Annotated in this window: 8 protein-coding genes; 1 reads left to right on the top strand and 7 read right to left on the bottom strand. The window is 42.1% G+C overall.

What is annotated here, in order from left to right:
- Positions 1-76: 76 nt before the first annotated feature.
- Entirely contained in the window at positions 77-2,635 is a 2,559-nt protein-coding gene (locus tag AACU33_RS15405; RefSeq protein WP_339376037.1) for a CHAT domain-containing protein, read from the bottom strand.
- Positions 2,636-2,778: 143 nt separating this feature from the next.
- Positions 2,779-6,447 (bottom strand): two-partner secretion domain-containing protein, encoded by a 3,669-nt coding sequence (locus AACU33_RS15400; RefSeq protein ID WP_339376036.1) that lies wholly within the window; start codon positions 6,445-6,447, stop codon positions 2,779-2,781.
- Between the two features lie 660 nt (positions 6,448-7,107).
- On the opposite strand from AACU33_RS15400, the gene AACU33_RS15395 reads away from it, so the two are divergent.
- A complete protein-coding gene (locus AACU33_RS15395; protein ID WP_339376507.1) occupies positions 7,108-8,820 on the top strand; it encodes a ShlB/FhaC/HecB family hemolysin secretion/activation protein in 1,713 nt (570 codons plus the stop codon).
- Positions 8,821-8,975: 155 nt separating this feature from the next.
- Here AACU33_RS15395 and AACU33_RS15390 read toward each other — a convergent pair whose 3' ends face one another.
- The 5 genes from AACU33_RS15390 to AACU33_RS15370 form a co-directional block, all read right to left on the bottom strand.
- Complete coding sequence (locus tag AACU33_RS15390) at positions 8,976-9,512, bottom strand: T6SS immunity protein Tdi1 domain-containing protein (protein WP_096589523.1); 537 nt, start codon at positions 9,510-9,512, stop codon at positions 8,976-8,978.
- Between the two features lie 86 nt (positions 9,513-9,598).
- Positions 9,599-12,832, bottom strand: coding sequence for an eCIS core domain-containing protein (locus AACU33_RS15385; RefSeq protein WP_339376035.1), 3,234 nt, complete (start codon positions 12,830-12,832; stop codon positions 9,599-9,601).
- Between the two features lie 152 nt (positions 12,833-12,984).
- Positions 12,985-14,373, bottom strand: coding sequence for an ATP-binding protein (locus AACU33_RS15380; RefSeq protein ID WP_339376034.1), 1,389 nt, complete (start codon positions 14,371-14,373; stop codon positions 12,985-12,987).
- Complete coding sequence (locus AACU33_RS15375; RefSeq protein WP_096589521.1) at positions 14,331-15,911, bottom strand: contractile injection system tape measure protein; 1,581 nt, start codon at positions 15,909-15,911, stop codon at positions 14,331-14,333. The genes AACU33_RS15380 and AACU33_RS15375 overlap by 43 nt, the downstream gene beginning before the upstream one ends.
- Positions 15,912-18,797, bottom strand: a complete 2,886-nt coding sequence (locus AACU33_RS15370) for a hypothetical protein (protein ID WP_096589520.1) — start codon at positions 18,795-18,797, stop codon at positions 15,912-15,914.
- Between the last annotated feature and the right edge of the window lie 81 nt (positions 18,798-18,878).

Raw genomic sequence — 18,878 nt, 5'->3', positions numbered from 1 at the left:
ATATGAGATGGAGATGAGGAAGATTTTGCTTTCTCATACTCTTACTCTTCAATCTTGCAATCCTAACCTGGCTAGTTCACAGCCAGTTACCGCTGAGGATAAACGGTGCCCAATAAGCAGGGTTATCATATTGATCGTTAATTTCTGGTATTTTCTTAGCGTTAATTAGCCTAATTTGAGCCTGACGCAAAGCTTCCGCCTTGCTTACTCCTGAGTTGCGGAAGTTATCGTAAAACGCAGATATTAAATTGAATGTAGAATCATCATTCACAGACCACAGAGAAGCCAACGCACTTTTAACGCCAACTTGCAAGGCAATACCAGCTAAACCAAGAGTTGCACGGTCATCTCCTACAGCAGTTTGGCAAGCAGTTAGCGTCAACAATTCTATTGAGTTAGAACCGCTATTGACTTGGCGGAGGGTAGTTTCTAGCTGCTTAATTGTGAGTTTATCGTTAACTCCGGCAACTAGAAAAGTATCCTCTGCAATGGTACCAAATTGAGCGTGAGTAGCGATGTGAATAATTGGATAAACGGTTTTATTCAGTTCTTTCTCTAAGTTATTTCGGTTGAACTCTTCATTGATAAATGATTTACTACCTGAAAATAGTTTCTCAACTTTATCAATTTCTAACTTTACTTTTGACAAAGCTGGATAATCTTTGCCATCAATTTTAGCTTCTTTAGTTATGCCTAAGATTAAAGCTCGACTCTGTTGACGATTGAGGTTTTTAGGGGCTGTCAAACGCAAGCTAGGGGTAGTTGCGATCGCATATTTCTCAATCAGATATTGCTTGCCATCATAAAGCGCAGCCATTGGAATGCTACGCAAAAAACTATCTTGAATGAAAACGAGAGTTTTTATTTTATCGAGATCTAACTCAAATTTACGGAAAATTTTGTCATAAAAATATTGTGCCTGTTGCTTAATTTTATCATCGCTAATTTCCTCAGCGCCACTGATGAGTGACTGTCTAAAGTCTTTGATTTTTTCTCGGAGAACATCACGTTTTTCATCGATCCATTCAAGCTGCTGCTTGCCATTTGCTAAACTCAGCAGAATGGCGGTGCGATTATCAAATACAATAGAACTAAAAACAGCAGTATCTGCTTTTAAGAGTTCCTCAATATTTCTGGAATTATTAATAGCTGCTATGACACAATCATTACCAAAGTAGTTTTGTAATTCTGCTAACTTCAAAGATTCTATAGTTTCTATAGCAGTAGTTAGCTGTTTTTTCCGATTTTCAGGTGATATGGCAGCTAATTCTAATCTTAACTGAGCCAATTCCCGATAGAGAGGCTCGACAATATCTCGAAAATCAAATTGTAAATCTTTATCGGCTTCTAGAATATTGCTGCGGATTTCTTCTAAAGTAGCATAGGCTTCTTGATAAGCTGTAACAGCTTTGATTTGATTATTCTGCGATCGCAAAATTCTTCCGGCTTGCCATTGCCATAAATAAAGGCTATCTTTCGCTTCTAAATTTTGGTCAGCTTGCCAAAGTGCTTGCTGAGTTAATTCTAAAGCTTTTTCATACTCACGACGACATTCATAAACATGAGCTAGTGCCCCATAAGCAAAGGATTGCGAGCGAGATACTTGGAGATTATTGGCGATTTTGACAGCTTTGTTGAGGAGTGCGATCGCTTGCTCATCTGATAGCTGTCGCTGCTTAGGACACTGCGTTAACGGCGAAGTCACCAGTTCTGTAATAACGGGAAGATTAGCTAAATCTATCGTTAAATAAACTTTAGTATGAGAATCGGGTAATTTATCTAACAATGCTAAAGCTTTTTCTAATAATTGCTCAAATTTAATTTGCCGATCGGGAGTACGATAGTATAACTGAATTAAATTCATCAACGCTCGGATTTGAGCAAATTGATTATCTTGTGCGTCAGCTTTTTGAAAACTGTTTTGAAACTTGGTAATAGCTTGTTCGTAATCACTTTGAGATTTGTTTTTAAATTCATCAGCCTTGGGCACATCGCTTTGTTTCGCAGATTCGGCACGTAACCCCCAACGTTGTGCCCGATTTACATAGGCATTTCCTAAACTATTCAACACTAAAAAATCGGTATTTTTGGGAGCAATTATTTCAGCCTTATGAAGATATTGAATCGCTCGATTATAAGAACCTACAAGACGGTAAGCTTCTCCAATATTTCCTAAAGCTGCTGCTTCTGCCATTTGGTCTTTTTGAGTGATGGCAATTTGCAATGCACTGTCTGACAGACAAGTTGATTCTGGCTCGATTTTGTTTGATTGCTCATCCAGTTCTTCTTGATACTTGCCACACAACAGAGCGATCGCCTTTTTAGGTTGCCCTAAGCTGTTGTATACTTGCGATTGCTCTATCAGCATCCGTCCCACCTGCTGCACATCCCTAACTTGCCGATAGTAAGCGATAACTCGATCCCAGTAAGTCAGAGACTGATTCATCTGTCCCATTTGTTGATAGGCCCTTGCCAAATTCTCTAACACCACCGCCTCGTTGGCAGAGTTGTGAGTATCTTGGTAAAACTTTAAAGCTTCTTTCCATTTTTTAATTGCTTCTTGCAAATTTCCCAATTGATAATTTTGCACACCCTGCTGCACTAGTTGACTAGCATCAGAAGTTTGGGCGCGCACCGCTTCTCCTATAAAAAATAGATGATTCAACCATAAGCAAAAACTCAGACTGCAAAGAAAGAGAATGCCCCAGAAGCGACGCTGAATATATCTGCAATATTGATGAAGCACAAATCAACTCCTATAGTGGATACCAAAGATTGTTAAGAACACTCCCGACTTAAAACAAGCTGCGCCGAAGGTAGACGATACACACCTTGCGGTTCCACAATCGGATCGCCTTTCTGCCAAGGACGACGAGGAGACTTGGCGGATGAGGATACATTACGCACTGTGCCAAAAGTATATTGGGATATCAAAGCTTCTCCGGGGCGGGAAGGTAAGCCTCCAGAACCGGTGATGATGAAAGTTCCCTCTTGTTGGCGAGAACTGCGGGCTATGCAACTATTGGCAATCAGGCTGCTAGTGTCTATTAAGCCTTCTGGTAACTCACTCAGGCTATTTTGAATAAAACTAGTATCAGGTAAAGTAATCACGCCAGGTATACTGCCACTAGCATTTATATCCACACGATTGTTGCCATCCAAAGTCAGAGGATTGGTACCAGTAGGAGTAGGTTGATAATTTTGACCAAAGAATGCAGGAGTATTGAGAGTGATGTCACCGCCTTTACCATCTTGCGCAAACGCCAGGATATCGCTGTCACTCAAGGCAACGATCGAGTTAGCATTCAGAGTGATGTTTCCACCACCGCTGGCACCACTAAAAACATTGGTTGTGATGTCGCTGTCACCAAACAAGCGCATATCTCCTGCTGTGATGGTAATAGCACCACCAGCAGATCGATCGGCGGCAGTAGTGATATTACTGCCAATCATACTTATGAGATCGGCAACTTTAATATTTATCTGGCCAGCATTTTCCGTACTTTGAGAACGGGCACTGACTTCACTGTTGGTCAGCGTCAACAAGTTACTATTGATTGCGAGATCGCCACCTTTTCCTTGACCAACAGTACTCACAAATAAACCACTGGTAGGAACGCTACTTGAGATATCGACAATTTGTGCATCAATCTCAATGTTACCTGCGGCTCCATTTCCCTCTGTACTGGCAGAAAGCCTGGCACCGTTGCGCACAGTCAATTCTCTGGCGCTAACATTAATATTTTTACCATTGCCCACAGCATTTGGTTTTACATCGCTAAATATGCCACTCGAACCGCCATTAGTTGACAAGCCATCGAATAAGACTTGACGGGCATTGACATTCACATTACCGGCATCCCCCTGTCCAGCAGTGGCAGCAAATAATCCACCGCCATTGGTAACAGATAGAGAATCAGTCGTAATACTGATGTTACCCCCATTGCCTATTGCTGCTTGGCGATCGCTATACAAATTAGCATCCACTGAGCTGTATACCCCACTGCCACTTTTTTTGCTATTTTCTCCATCAATGGTGACAGTATTGCGAGCATTGATCGTGACATCACCAGCATCTCCTTGCCCAGCAGTAGCGGCAAACACACCACCTCCATTGGTCAGTGAAAGTTTCCCAGCATCAATTTTGATTTTGCCACCATTGCCTAATGCTGGCGGCTTTTTGGTATACAAATTAGCATCGACAGAGCTAAATATCCCACTGGAGCCTTGGTTGCTATTTTCCCCATCAATGGCAATTGTATCTTTTGCATTGATAGTTACATTACCTGCATTTCCTTGTGCAGTGGTAACAGCAAACACTCCCGCACCCCTGGCGATCGCCAGCGACCCGGTTGTGATTTTTACATCGCCTCCGTCCCCAACCGCGCGTGGCTGATCGGTATACAAATTAGCATCAACCGAGCTAAATATCCCACTGGCACCTTTGTTGCTATTCTCTCCATCGAGGGTAATTTTATTATCAGCAGTGACAGTCACATTACCTGCATTTCCCTGACCTTTGGTCAACGCACTCAAAGCAGCACCCCTGGTAATTGAAAGTGTTCCAGTGGTAATCGTGATGTCGCCCCCGTTGCCAATCGCTGTTCCCAGATTTGAATAGCCACTATATTCATTACCATCAACGGAGGTGAATATTGAACTGGCTGCTTTAGTCGAGCTGAGCCTTCTTTCACCATCGAGAGTAATCGTATCGCGAGCATTAATATTGACGTTGCCTGCATTTCCTATGCCTTTAGTGATGGCATTGAGTTGCCCGCCATTAGTCATCAACAATGACCCCGTTGTAATGTTGATGTTACCCCCGTTGCCTCTGGCTTGCTTTCCCGCATCATCAATTCCGACTGAGGTGAATATCGAACTCACACCTGCGTAAGGGTCGTTCACAGAATTTGCATTTTCCCCGTCAATGAGAACCGTATCTTGGGCAATAATATTGACGTTGCCTGCATTTCCCTCATTTCTTGTGAGGGCATTCAGCTGTGCGCCATTGGTGACGGCTAGTGACCCAGCTGTGATATTGATATCTCCTCCCTTGCCATTTCCTGTTATACCTACGGCACTGATGATGCCACTAGCGCCAACATTCGCTCCATCAAAAGAAACTTTACCAGTAGCGTTAATATTCACTGTACCGGCATTGCCTTTGGCAAAGGTGATTGTATTTAATTGCGCACCATTACTGACTACAAACGAGCCTGTAGAGATATTGATGTTGCCTGCATTACCTTCCCCTTTCTCCCCTATTGAACTGATTATCCCGCTGGTGCTGGTATTATTCCCCGCTGAATCGAAGGTAACTGTGTTGCCAACACGAACATTAACATCACCACCGTTGCCTTTTGCCAAACTACTGCTAAATAATTGGGAGCCAGTCAGTAAGTTAAGTGAGTCACCGACTAGATTAATTTTGCCTGCATTACCAGTCGCTCCCTCATTGACAATATTTTGAATCACACTCGACTCTTTGAGGGTAATTACCCCAGTCGCATCTACATTAATATCGCCTGCAACTGTATCTACTGTTCCTGCATTGTTCGCGATCCCTGCATTGAGACTACTTCTACCAAGAATGTTGAGATTCTGAGTATTGACACTAATACTCCCACCTCCAGCTGCTGTGACTAGCACTTTTGCTTGATTGCTAAGTTCCACATCAGCTCGCTGCACTTCCATCGGAAAACTGACATTTTCGAGCTTCCCTAAACTATCAATTTTCATCTCTATGATTCCTGGTGCAGTTAGTCCTCCTAACTCGACTCGACCACCAGGAGCATTGATAACTCCGCCTTCTAGCTTGACATTGCCGCCAATCAAAAATAAACTTTGCCCATTAGGAACATTAATCCCCTCTTGAGAGCGATTGACAATTGCTGCTTCTTTAGCCAGCACATTATAGAAAAGTGCAGTGGGATGAATACTCAGTAAATCACTAGATGCAGGCTCAGAGGCACTAAATAATCCTGTATTACCCAACCTAATGGCATTGGCTGTTGTGGCGACAAACGATCCCTGAACATCCAAACTGGCATTTTCACTAAATACAATCCCATTGGGATTCATCAAATATAAGTTGGCATTACCTAATACACCTAGCGTCCCCAAAATATTGGAAGGATTAGTCCCTGTGACTCGGCTGAGAATGTTTTCAATTCCTTGGGGGTTGGTAAAATAAACTCCTCTTCCTGCTTCGACATTGAATTCTTGAAAGCTGTGGAAGAGATTGATTCCGCGAATTGCACCCCTGTCGATGAGATCGCTTGGTAAGTTCTCGATCGTTAGATTGGGTATGACAACAGAACTTTCCGAACCTAAGCTAGTATCTGGTGTGACTTGAGCAAGTGTAATATTTGACCAAAAAATTAATGCGCCACTAATCGCAATCTTGACTCCAGTTAACCAGTTCAAGCGCAGAAATACCGCAGACATCGCACTCTCCTTAGTACTTAGGGAACAGGAATTATATTGAATATTTATCAGTGCAAATTTAGGGATTTTTGCATTTTTTATACACATGAATATTTCTTATAAAAAAACTTTTTCTATTGTCACGCTTGAACTAAATTTTAGGTAATTTTTGCACCTCAATGGACAGTTTACAACGAATATTTGAGGTATGGGACTTTTATTCTATTTGTGAAATTAATGGTCAACACCAGGAAGATAAAAAATCAAGATGAAGGAGTAGAGCGCTTTTTTGAAAATCAAACCAGATTCCTGTAACAGTCGTCTTAACTTGCCGAGCGTGGATTTAAGTGTGGTAAAAATGCAAAATTGCAGGTTAAAAAATCGGATTTTGTATTTGAAATTGTAAATGATAAGCGCATTATTAAAAGCTTTTTATTATCTATAAATAATTCTAAACGCTGTTATCTTATATAAGTTGACTTGTCAGTAGAGATATTCCGTGATAAGTTGCATTTTTAATGACAAATAAAAATCATATATTTCTTGCTCACCTTTGGTATGAGGGCAGCCTAGAAATGTACTGTAAAATACGGGGTTAAAATTGTGGGCTGGCGCAAATATCTACAGTTTTACTTTACAAGCAGCATTTGGCGATTAGGTGTAGTAGGGTTTGTGGGATGTATAGGAGCGATCGCAACTTCTTTAAAAACCTATACCTTTGCCCAAAGTTCTCTCATCGCCCAATCAACCCCACCCCCTGGAGTAACTATTCCCCCAACTGCACCAGGGCGAGTTGAAGAAACGATTCCCAAACCTGGTGAGAGACCTCTACCTATACCCGCTACTCCAAAGCGATCGCCAGCAACACCGAATCTGCAAACGCCCGCCACGCCTGAGATACCCGCATCCCCGTCTCCAACAAACCTGCGCTTTTACGTCAAAAAAATCGAAGTTCTAGGCAATACTGTTCTCAAAGACGAGATCGATCGGCTAGTCAAGAAATATGAAAATCGCCAAGTCACCTTTGAAGACCTAATTAGCTTGCGTTCTGAGATTATCAAGCTCTACATCGACAATGGTTATGTCACTTCCGGCGCATTTTTACCCAACAACCAAGATCTGAGCGATGGTACTGTAGAAATACAAGTTGTAGAGGGCGAACTAGAGCGCATCGAAATCATTGGGCTACATCGCCTGCACCAAGCATACGTACTGAATCGACTAGGTAATGCGACAAAAACGCCTTTAAATCGCCAACGCCTAGAGGAAGGACTGCAACTATTGCAGATTGACCCACTAATAGAAAAGGTAAATGCAGAATTAACCGCAGGTAGTACTGCTGGGCGCAACATCTTACAGTTGCGTTTAAAAGAAGCACCAGTATTTCACGCAGGCATTATTATCGATAACAATCAATCTCCGAGCATTGGTTCAATTCAAGGTCGAGTTTTTGTGAGTCACGATAACTTGTTGGGTTTTGGCGATCGCCTCACCGCCGAATACGGACGCACCGAAGGACTTGACCTCTATGATTTCAGCTACACATTTCCCCTACTTCCGCGTAACGGTACTCTCAACTTACGCTATAGCAACAACGACAGCAACATCGTCGAAGCCCCTTTCCAAAACTTAGGTATTCGCAGCGAATCCGAGACATTTTCTGTAGGTCTGCGCCAACCAATAGTGCAATCTCCAGCGACTGAGTTTGCTATTGGTTTAGGATTGGATGTCCGCCGCAGTCAAACCTTCCTCCTCAATGACATTCCTTTCTCCTTCTCAGAAGGGCCAGAAGACGGAAAATCAAGAGTCACCGCGATCAGATTTTACCAAGACTGGGTAAATCGGACGGCAACACGAGTTTTAGCAGCGCGATCGCAATTCAGCTTTGGCATTGATGCCTTTGATGCCACTATCAATAACACAGGTACAGATGGACGCTTCTTTTCCTGGCTAGGACAGTTTCAATGGGTGCAGCAGTTATCACCGAGAGCCTTACTGCTAACTCGCATCAACGCCCAGTTTACACCAGATTCTCTTTTATCCTTGGAAAGGTTCAGTATTGGTGGTGTAGACACAGTTAGAGGCTATCGCCAAAACCAATTAGTATCTGACAATGGCGTTGTCGCTTCTGTTGAACTCCGCCTTCCCCTCACCGCTAATCCCAGAACCTTACAAATCACTCCGTTTTTTGATATTGGCACTGGGTGGAATAATCTTGACGCTAACCCAGATCCTAGCCCAATAGCTGGCTTGGGTTTGGGTATGCAATGGCAAGTGAACCGTAGTTTAGAGGTGCGCCTAGATTACGGTATTCCATTAATTGGAGTTAGGAATAAAGGAGATTCTTTGCAAGATAATGGTTTATATTTTTCTTTACAATATCAACCTTTTTAATGATTGGGTAAGGGTTTAGCACTGCTAAAATCCGACGAAAAATCTATCTCAATCAAGATTTGTGTAAATTGGTATTAGTTCACCGATTGTTTAATTGCAAAAATTCAATGCTATGCGAACTATGCGATAATTTTGCTGATTATCGCTCTGTCCAACTACAACTGAGACAGTATCATCATCTGCTCATTCATATTTACTTTCTGAACATATGAAGCACTGCGACAACCACCCAGTCTCAGGGCTGGTACAAAAGCATATATCTCACTAAGTTGAGGAGGGCCTAGCCTTTCAAACGACTGCTCATATATATCTATAAAAAATGAATTTTCAAGAGACTGACGATCGCAAAGAATAATATTCATAACAAAATCAAGTTCATCTTGTTCCCCAATAATATCAATACAATTGTATATAGGATTTAGCACTTTATATTGTTGTTGGTGGTAAAAAATTAAATGGCCAAAACCGCATTTAATAAAAGGAAAACAATCATTAGGATTTAAGTTCCACATTGAAAAATATGGTCTGAATCTAGAAGGAGAAATAAATTTAAAGAACCCATTTGCATAGCTGTTGGAATTTGCTAGCAGTAACATTTCTGCGACTTCACTAGGAACGTCATGATTTATTACTGTGATGGTGTTTATACTATTTTCTTCGTAAAGTTTGTGTGTTAGAGAAAAAACATTCATTGTTAATGAGATTTATTCCAGATAAGTTACTCAATATCAGAAAACAAAAGCTCAAAAATTTTTGTAGATAATTTTGTAAATAATTTTTAATTCAAAAATTTCACGCGTAGCCTAAAGTTCATTTTTACTTTTTCTCTATCTTTTGGCTCAAATTGTTGTCTGAGATAATTTGCATATGATTCAAGTTCCGGTCTAATCTTACCCCAACTTGAACCAATATAACTATTTACTGCTCCTCTTTCTAGGCTGTCAAAATCATCAATGTTACCACCAGAAATGGCATCCGCACTGTGCGAAGCATGTGTTCCACGAGACCGGATGATAACTAGTTTATCTATCTGGCTTTTGCTAAGAGTCATTTTTTTCGCTGTATATTCAGCAACAATTGCTGCCCTAAGTTTTCTGATTAATTCTTTTCTAGCAATATCTCTCTCTTCAGCAGCAATTGCTCCTTTTAAGAATGGTCTAAAATATATATTCGCCAACCATTGACCAATTGTAAGATTGTTTAATGCCGTTTGATGATGTTGTAATCCTTCTGTCATTTCATTAATACTTACACTTTGATTCGCTGTAAACCTTCTAAATTCAAAAGTAATGATTTTGGCTGTTGATATTATTGTGGCTGTTGTCTGAGAACCAGTTTCTTTATCAGTTTGGATAATTACCCGTGTGCCTGCAATAGCTACAGGATTGATCTGTCCCCGAACAGCCCAATTCTGACCTTGAGGAACTACTTCGAGAGTCTGAAAGCCATACCGCAATTTTATGGCGTTTAGCAAAGGATTAAGTATAGCTGCCCCTACTTTTTTGCCTGCAAATCTATTAGCAGCACCTACCGCTGCTTGAATACCAAGCCTCAATCTTTCATTCGGATCTTGCGGTACTCCAGCTTGCAATAAAGCCGTCCCGGCTTTCTTCAACATATTCCCCAGCCAAGCCACAATCTTATCCAACCCCTTATCAATTGGCGCACGGATTTTCTTGACGATACCGACCAGTTTGTTAGGTATATTGCCCAAGCCTGCAAACTTAGCTAAAAAGGCAATAACCACAGTCAAGGTATTAGCCATTGTTTGTTCGACTTTCTTGGCAGCATTGGACACCTGACCATTGGCGATCGCAGAAATGGAATCAATAAACGATGCCACAACAGTCGCAATTTGGTTGATTTTCTGGATGAAGAAAGTAATAGTGTTGTAAATGGCGATGATGGCTTGCACAACTGCACCTGCTGGGTTGAGCATCATCACTAATTTCGCGATCGCCGCCTTCACCACTTCGATAGAAATCATTTGCGTCACCTGAGCAATCAGTTGGTCTTTTAACTCGCTCAGTTCGGCTTTAATTTGTTCCCAGGCGGCGGCGGGGCCATCTTTCACTAGCGTTACCACGATACTGGCAGTTTTTTCTAAACCAACCAACACAGGTTCGGGGATAATTTTGACCAATTTGCTGCGGATATTCTGCCAGGTGAGTCCCAGCACCGACAGCACTAGTTTGACAATTTCGATCAAGCTAAAAGATTGGGGAATATATACCCCAGCTTCGCCTAAAGGCCCTGTGAGCCACTTGATCAAGGCTTCTTTCAAATGTTTGAGAATATTGTCGGCAAACATCTGGAAACCCTGTTTACCTGCACGCACCAAGTTACCCACAAAGCCAATCGGGTTTTTCAGGATGGTCATGAAAGCAGCTTGAGCTTTCTTGATGTAAGGCATAACTCCCGGTGCTACAACCGAGAATAGTATCTCTAGCAAGCTAATAACTTGTTTGAGACCCCAACTGATGAAATCGGTGGCGATTGACACAAACGCACCGACAATTTTGCTAAAAGCACCGCCAATGGTAACGATGTCTTCGATAGTCAGGGAGCGGATAGTATCAATAATCTTGCCAGGGATGGCACGCACTAAGCTCATTAAGCCTGCTAATGCACCTTGGAACCAAGCCCAAGCGCGAGCAACGGCGTTACCTTTTTTGATGTTCTCCCAAATTTCTTCTTGGCCGATTAGTTTCATGAACCCGCCGATTAGGGTGTCGGCGTTGCGCGGTACAGGTTCGCCCGTGATGGGGTCTTCGCCCAGAACGGCTTTGAGCAAGTCGTAGCCACGCGTTCCTTGTGCCAAGCCTGCAAGGGGTTTGAGGATGGCATCTTTAATGAACTTGAGGATACCAGTAATCAATCCCTTAGCAAAACTGATGAGCTGGTCTATTGGGTCAGTAAAGATGCGTTTAGCACGTTGCCAAACTCCACCTAGGTCAAAAATATCAGTCCAACTCAGGGAGTCAATGAACTCGTTAATGGCTTGTTTGAAAGCACTGCCAACTAGACCCAGGCTCTTGATTTGTTGCTCAACCCAATTGCCAACTTTTTCAAATACTCCGTAATTATCCAGCGCTCTAGTAATTAATCCGCCACCAGGAATAAATTCCACGATCGCGCGCAGAATATTCGCCGCACTCCGGTCTACGGAACTCATATTAATTGGATTCACGCCTAACACAATGGTGAACATCCGAAAACCAGGAATGATGTTGGCTTTGTCAGCAAAATAATCTAAGACATCGCTGAGTCCCAGGCGTTGCACTTGAGTTGGTGATTGTTGGGTAACGGTCACGTCTTCACTACGCTGAATCGCTGCACCCTGCTGGATCGTGTGGGTCAATTCGTGGGCGATGAGTTCTTTGCCTTCTGGTTGTTCTGGCTGGAATTTGTCCTTACCAAAGAAAATTTGATTTCCCACCGTAAACGCTTGGGCGTTTAACTGGCGATTTAATTTCGCAGCTTTATCTCCAGTATTAATTTTGACATTGCTGAAATTTGCTTGGAAACGCGGTTCCATGAAGCGGCGGACGCTGAGGGGTAAAGGCGAACCAGTGGCCATACTGCTTTGAATATCTGCGGCTACGTTTGCGGCGACATTGGCTTGTCCTTCAGCTTTGCGTTGAATTTTTTCCTCTTCTTTCTTTTTCGGTTGGGTGAAGATGCCAGAATTAGCAAAGCGATGGATGTAGGGCGATGCCAGAGGCAACCCCTGCGGGGAACGCAATTTGGTCTGTATTTTCTTTTCTTTCTCTTCCTGTTTAACTTGCCGGAAGACTCCACCTTTGTCTGTTTTCACATAGGAAATCGAACTTTCCGGTACTGCCATCCGCATAATCTTTTTGGCGGTAGCATCAGCTTCTTTTTCCGCCGGATCTTTGGGAGAAGATACCCGCATCGAGGTTTGCAACTGTACCCCCGCCACCGCCACGGAGGCTGCTGGCTTCTGTACGGTAGCCGCACGATTGACTGTTTTGTGTTCAGCAGTTTTCATGCTTTGTTGCTCCTCAGATGATTTAGTAAGAAAGGCAGAGGGCAGATAGTCAATAGTCCAAAGTCAAGAGTCAATGGTTATGAGTTATTTCTCTTCCCTTGCCCCATTTCTTCCCACACTTCCCACACCCCCCACACTCCCTCATCCCTCCTTCACGCTGTTCTCCCTTCTTTTAAAAGTTCTCGGCGAATTCCTTCTTCTAGGTCGTCTAGCAAAATTTTGGTTTGATTTCGGCTCAATGCTTTTAATGAAGAGTAGCGTACTACATTCATGATAGTACCGCCGGAAAGTTCATATTTCTCAGCAATTCTAGTGATGTCTATAGTTTCTTCTAATACAGCTTTAGCAGAAAATGCATTCTTCCACAGTCGTAAGCGTTCGCTGGCTTTGGGTATGGGGAAATGCACGACAGATTGAAAGCGGCGGATAAAAGCATCGTCGATATTGCCTTTTAAGTTAGACGCCAGGATGACCACGCCGTTGAACTCTTCAATCCGTTGTAGCAAGAAACTGATTTCTTGATTGGCGTAGCGATCGCGCGAGTCGTCTACTTTGGTACGCTTACCGAATAGGGCATCGGCTTCATCAAAAAACAAAATCCATCGTTTATGTTCGGCTAAGTCAAAAATCTTGGCTAGGTTCTTTTCGGTTTCGCCGATATATTTGGAGACAATCATACTTAAATCGATTTTGTATACATCGCAACCGCAGTGTTTACCCAGCAAGCAAGCGGAAAAGGTTTTACCTGTACCCGGAGGCCCGTAAAACAGGCTGGTAAATCCTGGGCGGAGTTTGTAGTACATCTCCCAATCTTCTAGCAAGGTGTGTCCGTGTAATATCCAATGTTTGATTTCGTCTAGCTGTTCTAAAGTTGAAAACGGCAATACCAAATGCTCCCAATGGAGTCGGGTTTCAATCAGACGGGCGGGGAATTCGCTGTTAAAGTTGGGTTTGCGTTCCCAGCCTGTTGTCAATCGGTGCAGGTACTCGCGTGAAATCGTCAGCGCACCGCTGAGTAAAGGTTCACCGTAAGCAACTGGAGCTAGAGACAAGATATTATAACGAGCAAAAGCATGGTCGCCTTCAAATAGCCGCATGAGTTTGAAGCGAGTCGATAAATCGTCACCAGCTAGCAGGAAAGCAACGGTTTCACCTGTGGGAATGAAGCCACCATGAGTTACACCTTGCAAACCGCCAAATTCAGTGAAGCCACGCGCGATCGCTTCATTTTTAGTCCAGAGTACATCGAGTAGTTGGGGTCGAATATGTGGAATCAGTGCCAACAAAATTACCAAGCGTTCGCCAATGGAAAATTCATGCTGCTGGATCAATTGAGCGTAATAGGAATAGCTATGACTGAGATCGGGAGGGGGAATATCAAAAATAGAATTTACGGTAATCTCTGATTCTGGCTCTGATTTAAAGTATAAAGTTAGTCTAGTATCTAGAACTGCGGCAAACCAACTCAGTTCGCGTTCTAAATCCTGGGCGTTCTCAGTTAAAACGTCCGCCATTCGGTGTAAAGGGGTTGTTTCATGCATGATAGTTTGATGATGCTGATGCTCCAAGGAAGATGTTCGAGCAACATATCGAAGGAATGATGTTCTACTTGCAGACTCCAACCGTTGTCTGCTTTACGCAACAGCCCCGAACGTTGCAAAAATGAGGAGCGCAATCCCTCAATTGATGTGCTTTTTAGTACAGTCCAATAATTGATAACAGATTGTAATACTGCCTCAGCTTCTTCGGAATCTCTCTGTTGCAGCAATCCTTCTCCAACTAAGATCGGTGTGTCGTGTTTTAATCCCAACAAGATTTTGATAAAGCCGAGTTCGTATTCATAGACTTCTGTTTGCCCGGTGGCGAGGAAGTGCAACAAGGCGGCAGCGCGTGGTATTTGAGAATCTGCGATCGCTTTATTGTTAGCTTCTTTGACACCAGTCGCCGCAAACAATGAGTTAATAAACGGGTGAATTAAAACTAGCCCAGCATAATTGACGAAAACTGGAAAGTTTTGGGAAGGCGGAGGGTAGTCTTCAGAAGGCAGGGGGCAGATGGTGAGGCAGCCCCCGTCTTGGCGGTTCCCGTCGATGGGGGACTGCCGAACCCGAAGGGCAGAGGGCAGAAGGGGATCTTGAGAAGGGGATTCAATTGTTTTTGGAGGATGAGTTCGGGAAATTTCTTCAGTAGTGGATATTGATGTTAATTCTTGGGAATGGTTGAAGGTAGAAGTCGCTGGGTGATGGTTGCTTGGTTGTGGCGCAAACAATGAGGCTGCTGCGGCTGGAAGCAAGTTTATAAAGGCGTTGCGATCGCTTCCTGCTTGAGATAGTACGCTGTCTAAAATACTACTGAATTCGGGTTGCTGCTGTGGCTTTTGGCGCAAGCATTCTGAGATAAATGCTGCGACTATTTGCCATTGGATATGGGGATTTAGGCGGCTTTGTGAGGTATTAAGTACAAAGGAGATGAACTCAGCGATCGCTGTTTTAGCCGCCAGAGACAACCTATCTAATAAAGTATTGACAAGCGTTAAGGATTCTATATTTGGCAATAGTTGCAGCAATCGAAAATAGAAAGCTGGTGTCTGTGGTTGTTCGGTTAGATAGTTTATCAGGTGCGATCGCTGTTGGATGCAAGTTTCTTTTAATTCAACAGCGATTTCCAATGCTGAAGCCTGGGCTGCTTGCCAAGGCAATGAACCTGTCTGCAAATAATATACTAAGGTGGCGAATTGACTTTGTTGTACTGTCGCCTCGTTCCAGATCGCTTGCGACTGAGTTGTTGGCGTTGTTTGCCAATTTATCGATTGCAATTGTTCGTTGAGTTGCTGTTGGATTAACTCAGGTAGCAATTCCCAGATTTCTTGAGAAGATTTGACTTTGAGGTTAACTTCTAACTTGGGAATATGGATAACGCGATTACCACTATCAATTTCGTCAAAGGCAGATTCAAAAGCCGATATTAAGATATCTTGCCATTGATTGTATAGGTTCTGACGAACTGCAAACGCCTCTGCCGTAGAATTAGTGTTAACTTTCCACGTCAATCTGCGAATTCTATGGAGAAAGTTTGACATTTATCTTAAAGTAGTTCTTCTGTTTTCAATTTGTAGTTTCAAAATGTTCAATTTCAAATTGGCATTGTTTGTTTTATCTTTAACTTCTCCCACTTGGTTAATTGCTTTTGTGAAGGCTTCATTATCTGTTAGCGATCCTATGCTGCTGGCTACTTCTTCCATAGCTCTAAAACCTGCACTACCCTTGCTAACATCAAACCCTGAATCGGAAATATATTTAGTAGTTTCTTGAATAGAATCTACTAAAGCTAGTTCTGCTTCTTTGGCTTGAACTTCAAATTTTCTGCGTTCTTCTGGCGGTAAATCGTTGCGTCTGGCTTGTTCTTTGAGGATGTCTGCTGCTTGTCTTTTAATTTTAGTTTCGCTGACTAGGATATCCAGCAGTTCCATTGCCGATTTTGTAGCACCTACAGTTTCCAGTTGTTTTCTGTCGATTTTACCAATTACCTGCCCAATCAAATTCACTGAATTTTCAAACTGATTCTGCATTCTCCCTTGGATTTTGTCTAACTGCTCGAATTTGAAATTATCTAACTGAACTTTTACTAAATCGCTCAACTGTGTGGTTTTAACAAAATCGCCTAATTGTCCAATTTTGATAAAATCGCCTAATTTTTCTAATTTGAATTTATCTAACTTTCTATCAATTGAAGGCAGAACTTGTACGCCATTTTGTATTACCCATTTAGGCTTTATTACTGGTTTGGTTAATGTTGGCTCTGGAACTTCTTCCTCGACAGTATCGGGACAATAATAAGGCAGCATAAAATCAGCAACTACTGTTTTATTGATGTCATCATATACCAAGATAAATGTGCCACCGCGCACTACACCACCAAAATGCTCAATCCCTGGATGCTGATTGATAAAATTCTTAAACAGCAGGCGATCGTTCTCTTTTTCATCTTTGGCTTTGATGATTTGATCGAGTAAGTCTATCCAGTGAATCTGAGTATTGCTAACTAGAGTATCAAAAGGAGTATTGAATTCAGTTTTGACTACATTACCGAGATTATATTTAAATTCACTAGCAGCTTGCATTGCTTGTGTGAGATTAGTTTTCCAGGTAGGATTTTCTTGATATTGTGAATAGTTCATTCTCAGAACGCTGTGAGCATATCCAGCATTTCGTGCCACAGTAGAATTTTTATCTCTGGCGATATTTTGGAAATTTACACCTTCAGTTTCTGGTGAATCTGTAATCACTCGATTTTTTACCGCCGAGTCAACTTTTTGTTTAAAATTTTGGCTAAAAGTTATCACTTCTTGCAGTTGATTGGCTACATCTTGGCGTAATAAGTAGTGCAATCGATGCAGTTCGCTATAGCGAATTGGTGGTTTGATTAATTGCTTTTTATTTGTTCCCAACATCACCGAACGCACAGTAATCGGAAGGTTGTATTTCTTGATTTCCTGTTCAATTTCAGAGATTGCTGCTTGTACATTTTTTCCTAAATGTCCTTCAATTCGGAAGAAGGAGAATTTACCAATTTGCGATCTGAGTGGCTCCGCAGCTACAGTTTGCGCTGCGTAAATCGGTGCATTATAAGAGTAATTGCGAATCTCCATTCGTCGTTTACTCAGGGAATAGTTCCAGCTTTTATGAATCGGATAATCTTTTGTAAAATCGACTGGATAGTAATAGGGAATTGCTCGTTCTTCTAAAGGTTGGTCTTCAAATAAGCTAGGTGTGATGCGAATCGGAATAGGTGTATCAGAGACAACAGGAAGCTGAAAATTTTGAATTAATGTATCGAGTTTACGTAATAAAAATTTAGCATGATTCAGAGATTCGGCAGTTTGGCTGATTGCGGGTGAAGGATAAAATGGGGTGCGATTTTCTTCGGGATTAGAACCAGAATCTACAATCAAATTTCCTAGCAATAGGTGTTTAGGAAAAGAGTTGAGATCGGGACAACACCAAGTCAACTCGCCCAACAATAAATCTCGAGATGGGTTGTAAGTTTCTACAACATCTTTGAGAAAATCATAATAATATTGGATACCTAAATTGGTATTGGCGAAACTATCCTTGATTCTATTCAGTAGAGTTCGCCATGTGTCAGTGGGATCGGTTGAAAAAACATCTTTAATAAAGGTGGCACATTTAGTATATATTTTTGACAGTTCTCTAACTAAATCTTCGTGAATATTTGAACATGCGGTTCGATAAATAGTAGCTAGTGCGCTCACAGAATTAATGGATGAACCAATTAAAGGACGCTCGGCTATGACTTCATTGAGGATACCTTCATTGAAAGAATTAACGGCTCCATCGGGAGTAGCGATCGCTTTTTTTAAAAAAGAATTAATTGAAGTTTTTTCTAGCAACAACAACCTAGGAGTATTGATGCATTTTTGACCCAAATTATCGCAATCAGTTCCCGTGCAGATATCGGGGTCGTTGACATAGCTTTCCATCAACAAAACCGCTACCATATCCCTGAGGTTTTTGTTGGTTCGAGTGGCGAATTCGCTCAATAAATAAATTCCACTTCTAGAATCTGTAGTTCCTTGGCTAATTAATTCATAGACTGGAATCATTTGCCCTTCAGTATTACCACCTACATAAAATGGGGCATACTTGGGGGAGGAATTATCGTATTCGCGGTAGCGATCGCATATCGTATCGTTGTTGTAAAAGAGTAAGTCGCCATCAGTTGTAACGCCTATACCTTTAGTAATTTTTACAGCAGCATCATTTTCTATAGAAACCCGCAAGCCGGAAATTACCCCTACACCTATTAAATATATGCGTGTCAGACGAGTTTGATCGTTAAGATAGTCTGCAACGCTATTGAGTTGGCTTTCCGTCAACACCTGATCTTTTTCAAAAATGGTATAGTCTGTTGTGATTTCTTCTAAAATTCTGAGTGCGGCTGTCATATTTTTTCCTTTTTAATTTGTCATTGGTCATTTGTCACGAGTCAAGAGTCCACAGTCCAGAGTCAATAGTTATTTCTCCCC

Source organism: Calothrix sp. NIES-2098 (assembly GCF_963875125.1).
Lineage (GTDB): Bacteria > Cyanobacteriota > Cyanobacteriia > Cyanobacteriales > Nostocaceae > Aulosira.
Note: the sequence above shows the minus strand (reverse complement) of the source record. Positions and strands in the feature narration are given on the sequence as shown.